Source organism: Ensifer sp. CCNWLY38, assembly GCF_037120565.1.
Classification (GTDB): domain Bacteria; phylum Pseudomonadota; class Alphaproteobacteria; order Rhizobiales; family Rhizobiaceae; genus Ensifer; species Ensifer adhaerens_H.
Genome location: NZ_JBBBBO010000014.1, coordinates 49,087 through 61,954 on the forward strand (window position 1 = coordinate 49,087; position 12,868 = coordinate 61,954).

At 62.4% G+C, this 12,868-nt stretch carries 10 protein-coding genes and 1 pseudogene; 4 read left to right on the plus strand and 7 right to left on the minus strand.

The annotated features are described in order from the left end of the window. Nucleotides 1-2 precede the first annotated feature (2 nt). Both V7S54_RS26445 and V7S54_RS26450 read left to right on the plus strand, forming a co-directional pair. Entirely contained in the window at nucleotides 3-821 is an 819-nt protein-coding gene (locus tag V7S54_RS26445) for an ABC transporter permease (RefSeq protein WP_336409195.1), read from the plus strand. Nucleotides 822-896: 75 nt separating this feature from the next. Beyond that, entirely contained in the window at nucleotides 897-2,060 is a 1,164-nt protein-coding gene (locus tag V7S54_RS26450; RefSeq protein ID WP_336409194.1) for an ABC transporter substrate-binding protein, read from the plus strand. A gap of 118 nt (nucleotides 2,061-2,178) precedes the next feature. Here the strand turns inward: V7S54_RS26450 and V7S54_RS26455 are convergent, their stop codons facing one another. The 5 genes from V7S54_RS26455 to V7S54_RS26475 all read right to left on the minus strand — a co-directional run bounded on the left by V7S54_RS26455 (nucleotide 2,179) and on the right by V7S54_RS26475 (nucleotide 8,430). Further along, the gene (locus V7S54_RS26455) at nucleotides 2,179-4,224 is read right to left on the minus strand and encodes an ABC transporter ATP-binding protein (RefSeq protein WP_336409193.1); all 2,046 of its coding nucleotides are present in this window, start codon (nucleotides 4,222-4,224) and stop codon (nucleotides 2,179-2,181) included. Between the two features lie 3 nt (nucleotides 4,225-4,227). Then, nucleotides 4,228-5,115, minus strand: a complete 888-nt coding sequence (locus V7S54_RS26460) for an ABC transporter permease (RefSeq protein ID WP_065373099.1) — start codon at nucleotides 5,113-5,115, stop codon at nucleotides 4,228-4,230. Next, entirely contained in the window at nucleotides 5,112-6,065 is a 954-nt protein-coding gene (locus tag V7S54_RS26465; RefSeq protein WP_065373098.1) for an ABC transporter permease, read from the minus strand. Before V7S54_RS26465 ends, V7S54_RS26460 begins: the two co-directional genes overlap by 4 nt. Next, complete coding sequence (locus V7S54_RS26470) at nucleotides 6,062-6,733, minus strand: dimethylsulfonioproprionate lyase family protein (RefSeq protein WP_336409192.1); 672 nt, start codon at nucleotides 6,731-6,733, stop codon at nucleotides 6,062-6,064. Before V7S54_RS26470 ends, V7S54_RS26465 begins: the two co-directional genes overlap by 4 nt. Nucleotides 6,734-6,903: 170 nt before the next feature. Beyond that, nucleotides 6,904-8,430 carry an ABC transporter substrate-binding protein gene (locus V7S54_RS26475; RefSeq protein ID WP_336409190.1) on the minus strand — a complete coding sequence of 509 codons (1,527 nt, stop codon included), beginning with the start codon at nucleotides 8,428-8,430 and terminating at the stop codon, nucleotides 6,904-6,906. 109 nt (nucleotides 8,431-8,539) lie between these two features. Here V7S54_RS26475 and V7S54_RS26480 point away from each other — a divergent pair, with 109 nt between their 5' ends. Further along, nucleotides 8,540-9,418 (plus strand): LysR substrate-binding domain-containing protein, encoded by an 879-nt coding sequence (locus V7S54_RS26480; RefSeq protein WP_336409189.1) that lies wholly within the window; start codon nucleotides 8,540-8,542, stop codon nucleotides 9,416-9,418. A 74-nt stretch (nucleotides 9,419-9,492) separates the two neighbouring features. Here the strand turns inward: V7S54_RS26480 and V7S54_RS26485 are convergent, their stop codons facing one another. Together V7S54_RS26485 and V7S54_RS26490 are read right to left on the minus strand one after the other, a co-directional pair. After that, a complete protein-coding gene (locus V7S54_RS26485) occupies nucleotides 9,493-9,903 on the minus strand; it encodes a GFA family protein (RefSeq protein ID WP_065373094.1) in 411 nt (136 codons plus the stop codon). Between the two features lie 372 nt (nucleotides 9,904-10,275). Beyond that, on the minus strand, nucleotides 10,276-12,378 hold the full coding sequence (locus V7S54_RS26490; protein ID WP_336409188.1) for an oxidoreductase: 2,103 nt from the start codon (nucleotides 12,376-12,378) through the stop codon (nucleotides 10,276-10,278). Between the two features lie 262 nt (nucleotides 12,379-12,640). On the opposite strand from V7S54_RS26490, the pseudogene V7S54_RS33300 reads away from it, so the two are divergent. Then, nucleotides 12,641-12,737 (plus strand): annotated as a pseudogene (locus V7S54_RS33300) (AIR synthase-related protein); the annotation flags it as partial. Nucleotides 12,738-12,868: the final 131 nt, after the last annotated feature.

A 12,868-nucleotide genomic window follows, 5' to 3' on the forward strand; every position in this document is an offset into this window, starting at 1 on the left:
ACATGAGCGAGAAGAGCCAAACCAACAGCGCCGGGATTGCAACTCCCACCGGGCTGGCAAACGGTATCGGCGGGCAAGGCGCGCGCGAGGTCGCGGCGATCATTGCCATAGCAATCTTCGTCATTGGTGGCGGAGAGCTTCTGCTGCGGCTGATGGAGGTGCCGCAATTCATCCTGCCGACACCTTCCGCCATCGCCGCCGTCTTCCCGTCGCCCGAAATGGCAACGATCAGCGAGCACTATTCCTACACAATGATCGAACTTGTCGCCGGCTATGCCGTCGGGGCGTCAATGGGGTTGATCCTTGCTGCTGTCATCACCCAGTTTCCTTTCGTGGAGAAGGTGATCACGCCCTATATCCTGTTGCTGGTCACGACGCCGATGTTGGCGCTGGTGCCGCTTCTGATCCTGAATTTCGGTTTCGGCTTCACGCCAAGGATCATCGCGATCGCACTGGCATCGGGTCCGATGGTGATGATCAACGCGGCCACCGGATTCCGGCGGGTCGACACGATGAAGATCGCACTGGCGCGGTCCTGCGGCGCGTCGACCCTGCAGATTTTTACCAAGATCCGCATTCCGATGGCGATGCCCATGGTGATCGTCGGCCTGATGATCGGGGCGATCTTCGGCATGATTACCGCCGTTGGCGCCGAGATGTCGGGCGGCGGTTTCGGCCTTGGCAGCCGGCTTACGACCTATTCTTCGACGCTCCGGATGCCCGAGTTCTTCGCCTGTATCCTGATCCTCGCCGTCACCGGGATCACGATCTACGCCTTTTTCTTCTGGCTCGGAAAGAAGCTGGCCGGCTGGGAAAGCTGACACCCCACGGGCGAGACGCCGCTTCTCGTCCGTCAACAGCAAGTATTGCGGCCCAATCACAGAGGAGGAAACCTTATGAATCATCGCCCGATGACACGCCGGCGGCTGCTTCAGGTTAGCGCCAGCGGCCTTGTGACAACAGCCGTTCTGGGTGGCGGCCTGCTGTCTCCCGGCAAGGCGCAAGCCAAGCCATACAATTCGCCTTTCACCTGGATTTCGCCGCGCGGCACCATCGAGGTGATGGACGATTATCCCTATTGGGTCGCCAGGGACCGGGGTTACTTCGGCGATCTCGGTGTCGAGACGGCCATGGAGCCGGGACCTGCGGACGGAACCGCCGTGGTGAAGTTCCTTGCCGTCGAACAGGCCGATGTGGGGTTTCCTTCGCCAGGTGTTCTGTCCTTTGCGGTAAACACGGGGATGGATCTCGTCTCGGTCTTCGGGAGCGGTTTCCTCGATCTCTTCAACGTCGCTTTCCGCAAGGGGGAAGGGGTCAAGGACCTGAAGCAACTGGAGGGCAAGACCGTATTGCTGGGCTCGGCAGCCTGGCAGTCGATCTGCGATCCGATGTTTGCGGCGGTCGGCGTCGACCCCAGGAAGATCGCCTATGTCGAAGCGGGGTGGCCGACATGGACCACGGCGCTGGCCAGTGGTCAGGGGGACGCTTGCCTCGCCTGGGAAGGCTTGCGTGCCGATCTGGGCGCGAAAGGTCTGGACTTCGACTACTGGCTGGGAATGCGCGGCTCGCCCTTACCGTCCAACTCTCTGGTTGTGCGTCGCACCGATCTGGAGGATGCCGAGCGCCGGGTGTTTCTGAAAAAGTATCTCAGAGGCTGGGCCATGGGCAGCGAGTTCGCCGATCGCAATCCCCGCGCTGCCACTGATATCGTCTTCAAGGCTCTGCCAACCACCAGGGCCAATTATGGTCCGCGTGCAGGCACTGAAAGCCTGATGCAGATCCATCGCACTTTCAAGGGCGACATGGCGGCGCGCGCGGGTTGGGGAGAGCACAACATCCCGGCTTGGGACAGCTTCTTCAAGCTCCTCAAGAACATCGGCCAGTCGAACATCGACATCGATACCGCCCGCTATGTCACCAACGATTTCATCGCCGAGGCGAATGATTTCGACAAGGCGAAGGTTCATGCCGATGCTGACAGCTACGGACTGCCGGAAGATCTGGCGGCGATCGACATGGCGGGGGTAGAGGCAAGTTTCTACAGGAATGCGATCAACTGACGGATGCGCTCGCCGCAAGAGGGGGGCAGCCTGACAGCGCCGCGAACGCAGGCGAGGGACGACATGACCGGCCTTGCCCGGCCGCTGGCACGGCCGGGCAAGGGGGGAGGCAAGGAAGTCAAAGGTTCTGAAGACGCATGTCTTCTACCGCGGGCGATCGCATATGTTCCGGCGAGCGGGCGTGCCTGCCAAGCCCGTCAATCGGCAAGTGGCAGCGGACAAAGCCGCTTCCGGTTTCCTGAACGGGTGGCCGCGTGTCCGCGCAGAGGCTGCCGGGCTGGCGCGGACAACGCCCGGCGAAGGGACAGCCGATCCCCGGAGTTGCCTTTAGCGTGGGCGTAGCCGGCGGCCGGGAGACGTGCCCATCCTTCCGAAGGCTTGGTGCGGCTTCCAGCAGCATTTCGGTGTAAGGATGCAGCGGCGCGGTGAGCAGCGAGGCCGTTTCGCTCATCTGCATGAGTTCGCCGTGATAAAGCACCGCCACCCGATCCGCCAGTTGCTGCACGACGGCCAGGTCATGCGAAATGAAAAGCATGGCGACGTCGTGCTTCTCCTTCAGCGAACGCAAAAGCTCGACAATTCGAGCCTGGACGGACACATCGAGTGCGGACAGGATTTCGTCGCAGATCAGCAGCTTCGGGTTGACGAGCAGCGCACGGGCAATCGCGATGCGCTGACGCTCACCGCCCGAAAGCTGTTCCGGAATGCGATCGAGGTAGCCGGCGTGAAGGCCGACGCTTTCCAGCACCATTTCAAGCGCCGTCCCGTCAGCAGGGATGCCGAAATGCTTCAAGGGGCGCTCGAGGATCGATCGGATGCTGGACCGGGGATTGAGCGAAGCGTCGGGATTCTGGAAGATGTATTGGATCTGTCGCAACTGCTCCGCCGAGCGACCATCCAGCGCAGGAGCGAGAGGGCCGTCTTCAAGAGTGATCGCTCCCGAGCGCGGCGGCAGCCGCCCGCTGATCGCCCGGGCGATCGTCGATTTGCCACTGCCGGATTCCCCCACGAGCGCGACGACTTCACCGGCGCGAAGTTCCAGGTCGATGTCGCGCACCACCGACAGGGTCGTGCGGCCGAGAAATTTGTCGACGATGCTTGGCCTTCGATAGGAAAGCGAAAGGTCGGCGACCGAGAGAAGGCGCTCCGACCTGGCCGCTGTCCGGCCGTGCGGACCGGCCACGACGGCCGGCTGTTGCTGCGTCGCGGCGTCCCGCCAGCGCATGCAGGCAACGGATCGTGCATCGGGGATCGGTTCGAGGAGCTGAGGTGTCGTGCGGCAGGCGGTCGTTGCGAAATCGCAGCGGGGCTCGAACTTGCAGCCGGTCGACATCTGATCGCGCCGGAGTACGCCGCGCAGTCCGCGCGTCTGTCGATCGGTGCCGTCCATCGTGGGGATCGATGCAATCAGCCCACGGGAATAGGGGTGAGCGGGTGCCGAAAGGAGCTTGTCGCTGGCGGCGACTTCGACGAGCTGGCCGGCATACATGACGCCGACGCGGTCGGCGATCTGGGCGAGCAGAGCGAGGTCATGGGTGACGTAGAGCATCGCCATGCCGATGCGGGCCCTGAGATCGGAAAGAAGCTGGATGATCTGGCGCTGGGTGGTGACGTCCAGGCCGGTCGTCGGCTCGTCGAGGACCAGAAGATCGGGATTGCAAGCGACGGCCATGGCGATCGTCACCCGCTGCTGCTGGCCGCCGGAGAGTTCGTGCGGATAGCGGTGACCGACATCCGGCAGCCCAACGAGCGCAAAGAGCTCGACGATGCGTCGTTCCATCGTCGTGTCATCGGGCAGGGCATTGTGCGTTGCGATCATCTCGCGGATCTGCGCACCGACCCGCATGCCGGGACTGAGCGATGTTGTCGGGTTCTGTGGCACGAGCGCTATGCGGCTACCACGCAGCCGTGTCAGCGCCGCCGGCGCGAGCTTCAAGAGGTCGATGCTGTCAAACAGCACCTCGCCGGTCTGAACGAAGCTGTTGATCGTGCCGTAGCCGAGCAGTCGGTAGGCAACCGTCGACTTGCCGCAGCCGGATTCCCCGACGAGCCCGAAGGCTTCGCCTCTGGCGATCTCGAAGGACACGTCTTGCACGACGTTCGTCCAGCCGGAGGAGCCGCCATAGGCGATGTTGAGGTTGCGAACTTCGATGAGCTTTTTCATGTTTCACGCTCCGGCGACGGGCCGCTGGCCAAGCATGCGCGACAGGCCGTCGGCAAAGAGGTTGAAGCCGATGACGAGCGAGGCGAGGCCGAGGCCCGGCCCGAAAACCGTCACGGGGGAGGCGATCAGGAGATTGCGGTTTTCGCTGATCATCAGCCCCCATTCGGGCGTCGGCGGGCGGATGCCGAAGCCGAGAAAGCCCAGCGCCCCGATAAGGATCGGCGCATAACTGAGGCGAAGCGAGAACTCGACGAGCAACACGTTCGCGGCATTGGGAAGGATTTCACGGAAGACGATCGACCAGGTGCCTTCGCCGCGTAGCTCCGCCACGGCAACATATTCACGCGTGGCGATCTCCATGGCCGCTGCGCGGGCGATGCGCGCAATGCGCGGCGCATAGACGAGGGCGACGACGAAGACGATGAGCACCGGTTCTCCGGCGAGCGCCGGGCCCGCCGCAATGATCATGACGAGCGCGAGCGCCAGGAAGGGAATGCTGATCATCGCCTCGACGATGCGCTGGGTGATCTCGTCGAACCAGCCGCCGATATAGCCAGACAAAAGGCCAAGCGTCGTTCCGGCTACCATACCCAGTATCGTACCGGCGAAGGACAGCAGCAGCACGATATGCGCGCCGTACATGAAACGGCTGAAGACATCGCGGCCGATTTGGTCGAGCCCCATCGGATGCTGAAGGGACGCGCCGGAAAGCGGCAGACCGGCGCCCATCTCGGCAAAGCCGTAGGGCGTCCAGAAGGTGCCCGCGATTGCAAAGAGCACATGGGTGACGAGAATGATCGCGCCGATCCTGAAGGGGCCTGGCGTCGCACGCCAGAGCGCCCTGTCGAACCAGGCGGATCGTCTGGACGGATTGGACGTCGTCATGGTCATCGGCTTGTCCTCAGGCGGGGTTGAAGCAGGACGGCCAGGACGTCCGCTACCAGGTTGGCGGCGACATAGACGGCCGCGCTGATCATCACCGTCGCCTTGATGAGGGGAATGTCGCGCAATTGCAGCGCGTCGATCAGCAGGGTGCCGAAACCGGGATAGGAGAACACCCGCTCGACGATGACGACGCCGCCGATCAGGAAGCCGAGGTTCAGCGCCGTGACGTTGAGCGCGGGCACGATGGCGTTCGGAAGGGCGTGGCGAAAGAGCACGGCGCGGGGGCGAAGGCCCTTCAGCTCCGCGAGACGCACATAATCGGAGCGCAACACTTCGATCAGGCTGTCGCGCAGCACGCGGATGGCATAGACGGCCATCATGATCGCGAGCGTCACGGCGGGCAGAACCATGGCGCGCAACGTCTCCTGCCAGCTGCTGGTCTCGGAGATCGTCGCAAGTGCCGGCAGGATCGGCACGGCGACGGCGAACAGGAAGAGCAGGATCGTTGCCAGCAGAAAGTCGGGCAACGAGAGCAAGAGCAGCGTGATCACGGAGATGACATTGTCGACTGCCCTGCCGCGGTTGACCGCCTGGATGACTGCCGGAACGAGCGCCAACACCAGGTAGATCGCAAAGGCGAGGAGCGAGAGAAGCAGCGTGTTGAGGATACGGGGCGCGAGAACGTCGGCGATCGGTCGGCCCGTCGCGATCGACACGCCGAGATCGCCGCGCAGGAAATCGCCGAGCCATTGGAAGTAGCGCACGAGCGCGGGCTGATCGAGGTGGAGCTGGCTGCGCAGCACTTCCAGCGCCTTGGCGGTCGCGTCGCGTCCGAGGATGCGGGTGGCGACGTCACCCGGAAGGGCCTCGAGGATCAGGAAGATCAGGATCGAGACCAGAAGGAGGGTGAGGGCCGAAAACAGGATCCGGCTGAAAAGCAGGCGAGCTACACTCATTTTGGGTTTGCTCCGACTGAGACCAGGGCCGCCTTGGCGGTCAGCGGATCGGGAATGAAGGCTGCATCCGTCTCGAGATCGCCTTCCCAAATGTAGAGAAGCACCAACGGCCTGTCGGCCGACAGCGTTGCATGCGGCACCCATGGTGCGTGATGGATGGTTTCCTCGATGCCACGCATGTCCCAGTCGGCATCTCCTGCCCGCCAGAAGGAGGGGCCGGTGACCGTGTAGTAGAGCTCATCTGCGGGGTGGTGGTGGAGCGGATAGTGAGTTTCCGGCCCCAGGAACATCAGTCCGAACGCGATGTCCGGATCCTGGATTAGGGCCGGCACGCCATTGTCGGGTCCGCAAATCACGCCGTATCCGTAGTTTTCGCCGAAATCGCTGCTTGGCGGATTGGCCAGATAGCTCTTGCTGCGGGTGATATGGATGGCAGGCAGCAGGGCGCCGAGCGCCCGTGCCAGCTCCGATGTCTGGCCATAAGCAGCAAGTTCGTTTTCGCAAGCCGCCTGGATTGGCACGCGCCCCTCCGCTACGGGGGCGACTGGCGGCAGGTGCTCGGCAATCCGGCGCAGCCGGACGGCATGGGATCGCGATACGGCTCGTGGATCGCGATCCAGCGCATCGGCAAAGCAGTTCACAAAGGTCGTCAGGGCGGAAATCGTCATGCAGCTATCCTCTTCCACGGAACGGGTCGTCCCGTGGATGGGTTGTCGTGAGGGTTGAGAGGGTGGTTCTAGAGCGCCGTGCGTTCAGCCGAACGCACGAAGGACGCTCTGGCACTTTGATTCTAGAGCATCTTTCCGCCTCAAGTGGTTCCACTTGAAAGCGGGATGCTCTAGTCGCCGCAGGTCAATTCCGCATAGTCGATGCGGTTCACATCGACATTCGGCTGGTAGCCCGAGCAGCCCTTGCGCAAGCCCGCCACGACCGAGGTGAAGACCGGCAGGATCATGCCGCCTTCATCGGCGACGATCCGTTGGGCGTCACGATAGAGCTTGTTTCGTTCCGCGTCGTCCGCCGTCTGCCCGGCCTTGACAACGAGCGCATCGAAATCGTCCCGCTTCCAGTGCGTCTCGTTCCATTCGGACTTGCTGTTGAGTGAGAGCGTCAGGGCTTCCGCCGGCGGGCGGGCGCTGGTGTAGGAGATGACCGCCGGCTTCTTCAGCCAGACCGTATCCCAGTATCCTTCGGCCGGCGATGTGATGACATTGACGCGGATGCCGGCCTCCGCGGCCATCTGGGCATAGACCTGCGCCAGGAGCATCATGCCTGGGTAGGAATCTGACGTGTAGAGATCGAAGTCGATACCGTCGGGGTGGCCGGCTTCGGAGAGCAGGGCCTTGGCCTTCTCGACATCGGCCGCCTTTGCCGGCACACCGAGGCCGAGCGGCGAGGAAAGCGGGATCGGCGTATCGCCGCCAACCTCACCATAGCCGAGCAGCACGGTGTCGAGGATCTTCTGTCGGTCCATAACCAGCCGCAGAGCTTCGCGCACCTTGACGTCGTCGAAGGGCGGCGTGTCGGTCCAGACAGCGAGGTAAAGCGAGGTTGCGCCGGGTGTCGCAACGAGCTCGACCGCGGGATTGTCTTTCAGCGTGATCAGGCTCGGAGGATCCACAGTCAGCGAGAGGTCAACGGTGCCGGAAAGAAGTGCGGAAAGCCGTGAGGTGGACTCGAGGCTGGTGGCGATCTCCAGGCACTCTGCCTTCGGCAGGCCGGAACGCCAATAGTTCGGATTGCGCCGCATCACGCGGACCGCGCCATTGATGGTGAAGGTCTCCTGCAGGAAGGGGCCGGTGCCGTTGCCTTTGGTGCGTAGATTCTCGGACTTGGCGCCATCCGGTACCATCAATGCGTATTTGGTTGCGATCAACATCGGCAGTTCGACGACCGGCTCCTTCACCTTGAAGAGCACGGTGTGATCGTCGACCGCGGTGATGCCGTTCGCATCGAGGAAAGCGAGGGTCGAAAAACCGCCAGGCGAGATCGCCGGGTCAAGCAGGCGGCGATAGGAATAGACCACGTCCTTGGCATCGAAATCGGAGCCGTCGTGGAACTTTACGCCTTTGCGCAGGTGAAACGTCCATTCCGTGGCATCGGCATTGGACTGCCAGGATTCTGCCAATACAGGCACGGGCTGCATCGTGTTGCTGCGATCGACAAGCGGTTCGTAGACCGAACGGATGTGGTAGACGCTGTCGGTGCCAATGAGCGCCGCCGGGTCCATCGTTTGTTTCTCGCCGTCGGATTCATAACCGAGCACGCGCACGCAAGCTGGCTCAGCGGATGCGGCGGTTGCAAAAAGCGAACAGCCGGCCATGGCCACGGCAAGCGCCGTGGTTTTCATAAGATCCCGTTTCATTTCGGTTCCCCATTTTTGGATTATTTAGGGAGTATGAAAATGGGGGCGGCCGGTTGCAAACGATTAGAATTAACGTCTACATGAGCAAAATTCATGTGGATTTGAGAGCATGGTCCGCCGCACATTGCCTCCCTTGACGACGCTGCGGGCGTTTGAAGCCGCGGCGCGACTGATGAGCTTCAAGGCGGCGGCAGAAGAGTTGCGCGTCACGCAATCGGCCATCAGCCACCAGGTCGCTTCGCTCGAGCGCAATCTCGGCACTCCGTTGTTTCTCAGGCTTCCCGGTCGTGTGGAACTGAGCCGGGACGGAGCGGTCTACTTTCCCGTCGTGCAGGATGCGCTCGACAAGATTGCGCTCGCCACCGACCTCATCCGCCAAACGAACACGCCGGCCTCGCTAACCGTACAGGTCTATGTCACCGTCGCCGTCCGATGGCTGATACCGCGCCTGCAGACCTTCAAGGAGGCCTCGCCCGAGATTGCCGTCAATCTCGACGCAAGCCTACTCGATTGGGAGTTTAACCCCGACCGCGCCGATATCGGCTTCATCTACACGCGGGCGCCGAACCGCGCGAACCTTGCGTACACGGTGCTCCGCCGCGAACGCCTCGTCGGCGTCTGCTCACCGGCCATCGCCAAGGTCATCAAGTCGCCCGAAGACCTCAGGCATTTCTCGTTTCTGTCGGTCAGCGGGACAGCGGAGGATGCCGCAACCTGGGCGGCCAGCGTGGGAGCGACCGGCCTCTCCCAAAAATCCTCGCCGCTTTTTGACAGCAATCTGCTCGCGATAGAGGCGGCCGCCAATGGACAAGGTGTGGTGGTCGTGCCGCAGTTCTTGGTCGAGGCAGACATTGCCAACGGTACGCTCGTTGCCCCGCTGGCCTCGGATGTCATGCAGCCGGGCGGATGGTATCTCGTGCACCTGGAGCGGCGCGGGCGCGAGAAGGCGATCCGCAAGTTCCTACAGTGGATCCAAAGCCAAGTGTGACGGCGACGGGGGCCGGGAGGGCGCGCAACCATGCTCGCTCTCACGCACGCCTCGACACGCTCTTCAGCGGGCCACTAGTCTTGGCCGGTCGGTAGGCCTTTGAAATGCCTGACCTTCTCGTCAAGCTGCACCCACTTGTGCTTCGACTGTTCGAACACTGACAGGGCAGGTGGCGCGAATGTCGGGTCGGCAAATGAGCCGACCGCCACCCCGATCCAGGACGGTGCGGCGTCGGCCTTCCAAAAGACGGTGGAACCGCATGTTGGGCAAAAATACATTCGCACATTACGCCCGCTGTCAGCAGTGCGAACAAATTCCGTAGATGCTCCGGAAATCTCGATGCAGTCGACAGAGTAAAACGCGTTGGCGCTGAATGGCGCGCCAGTTCTTCGCTGGCAAGCCAAGCAGTGACATAGCGCGGTCAATTGCGGCGGTTCACCAAACGTCAGTCTAAGAGCGCCACACGTGCATTGGGCAGTGGCCATGGAAAGTCCTCCAACTTGCGTGGTGAAAATACGTTGGATTGAGGGGGGGAAGCGCAAATCCGAACCGCAGATCCTTGCGGCGGAGAATGCGAAGGGGCGGGGCCCGATACCATTTTCAGGCGTGCCAAACTGAAGAAGTAGTGGGCGGCATTCCAAGGTCTAGAGGGAAACCATATGGACGGTTCCCCTCGGCTATCTGCGCATGGGTGGCGAACGGTTCACGACTACTAAGGGGATCGCCGGTTCCCATTGTTCAACCGGATTGCCTTCAGGATCGTGTATGCGCACAAACCGGCAGGCGCGTATTTGCAGCTCGAACGTCGAGCTTTAGTGCGATGATTGTGCTGACGGCAACGCGCACCGGCGCGCCCGCTATCGGTTCCAGCCACCCAACCTCTCGTGAAGCACTGCTATGTCTTCGCGCAGGAAGGGAGAACAATCCCTGTCGACCTGCTCCTGGTAGGTTCGGGCATATTCGTGACCCGAATAGACGGCGGCGGCGATCAGACCGGGCGCCAGACAGTCGCCTAGCCGGACAACAGTCTTGATCCCCGCATCGGCCCATTCCGCTTCCCGTGCATTCAGGTCATGCCACAAGGTTTCATCGGGCAGCCGAGCCGTGACCGGGACGAGTGTGGCGCAGTCGATTTGCCGCGTCTTTCCGCTATAGACGCAGGAAAGCTCGAGCCGGTCCTTCGTGCGCCCGGCAAGCGCCATGGCAGGAATGATCTCCACGCCGAGTTCGATGAGACGTCTTTGCACCCGTCCCTGTTCCAGCGTGTTCTTGCTCCACGGCGAAACCTGGGCTTCGGGCGTCACGAAGGTCACGGCCCGGCCAGCCCTGGCCAGCATTTCGGCAAGCACGCTGCCCATATAGAAGCAATCATCATCGAAGATAACGACCGGACCGTCGACGGACACGGCCGCGGCGCCGTCGACAAGAAGGGCGTCGGGCGAAACGATGGCGCCTTCCGCAAGGAATTCGAGGGGCAGGCGGTGGGTGCGGCCGGCGCCGTCGCATCGCCAGTTCGCGCCGGTGGCAATCGCGACATGAGGCATGCCGTATTGCAGAACGTCTTCGACACTCAGCGGGCTGTGCAGGTAGAGTTGGGCATTCACCTGTGTGCTCAATTGCCCGATGCGCCAGTCGCGCACGCGGCCCCAGGTCGCAAGCCCTGGCAGCCGGCATTCGCGGGCGACCCGTCCGCCCCATTCTCCACCCGCCTCGGCGAGCACGACGTCGACGCCGCGTTGGGCAAGAGCACGCGCTGCTTCGAGCCCCGCCGGGCCGCCGCCGATGATGAGCGCCGGCTCGGGTGCCGGTGACGATGCAATAATCTCCGGGTGCCAGCCCTTGCGCCACTCTTCGCCGATTGTCGGATTCTGCGTACAGCGCATCGGCACGTTGGTATTGTCGCCGGACGTGCAGATGTTGCAGCCGATACATTCGCGGATGTCGTCGATGCGTCCTTCCTCGATTTTCTTCGGCAGGTAGGGATCGGCGATCGACGGGCGCGCCGCGCCGATGAAATCGAGAATACCCTGGCGGATCACCCGCACCATGCTGTCCGGTGAGGTATAGCGCCCGACGCCGACCACTGGCTTGGTCGTGACGCATTTGACGAAGCGGATATAGGGCTCCTGGTAGCCTTCCTCGGAGAAGCGGGCCGTCTGGCTGTCGTTGGACCAGTCCGAAAGGTTGACGTCCCATAGGTCGGGAAGATCGGCGAGCGCGGAGATGATGTCCTTGCCTTCGCCTTCGCTGGTAATACCGGATGGGCCCATCAGTTCGTCGACAGCGAGGCGCACGGCCAATGCACAGGTATCGCCAATCGCTTCGCGGGTATCCTCCAGAATCTCCCGGAATAGCCGCAGCCGGTTTTCGAAGGAACCGCCATATTCGTCGCTGCGATCATTGTGGCGGCGCGACAGGAAGTGCTGCAGCACGCTCATGTCGTGGCCGGCATAGACATAGATGATGTCGAAACCGGCTCTCTTGGCACGCAATGCGGCATTGCGATACCAGCGGCGCATGTCTGCGATGTCGGCCTTGTCCATGGCACGCGCCTGGACGGGGTCGAGGCTGTCGCTGATGGCGTGCGACGGAGCAAGCGGGATCATCCGGCTGAAGCGATTGGCGACATGCAGGCCGTTATGCACGAGCTGGATGGCCGCCAGGCCGCCATGGTGATGGATGCGTTCGGTGACGGCCGAGAGCGCGGGCAGGTCACCCTCGTCCCAAAGACGGGCTTCGTTGGCCGGCGTCAGGTCCGAGGTTGGATGGATTTCCGCTTCCTGGGTGGAGACGACCGCCCAGCCGCCTTCGGCTTTCATGCCCCGCAGGTGGGCCTCTGCGTTGGGATAACGGTACCCCATGCCGGAACAGTGCGGCACTTGGTAGAAGCGGTTACGCGCCGTGACCGGGCCGATCTTGACGGGTTCGAAGAGAATATCGAAGCGGGGGTCTCGGGACATCGCTACTACCACGATTAGAACTTTGATTGAGGGGGCCGAGGCCGCCGAAGCCCAGAATAACCGGAAGCGGCCGCGTCGCAAGATCGTTGCTATACGATTGTATAGTTTCTTCCATGGGAAATTGTTTTGATGTCATTGCGCTTCGTCATCATCTTTTCCGCCGCTTTGAAAAAGGTGCGCTCGACGAGGCCGGCTACGCCCGCATGATCGAAAGCACGACGCGCCTCAACACACCTGGCCCGATCTCGCGCGTCTTGCCGATGTCCACGCCATGACCGACGTGACGGGTTTCGGCCTTGCCGGTCACGCTCTCGAAATGGCGAGAGGCTCGGGCTGTCAGTTGCGGATCGACTGGTCCGCTGTGCCCTTGCTGGAGGGAGCCCGCGACCTCGCCGGCGCGGGCTTCATCACGGGTGCCTCGGGCCGCAATTGGGCGAGTTACGGACAGGAGGTCGTCTTTTCTCGCGAGATGGGAACGATCGACAAGGCG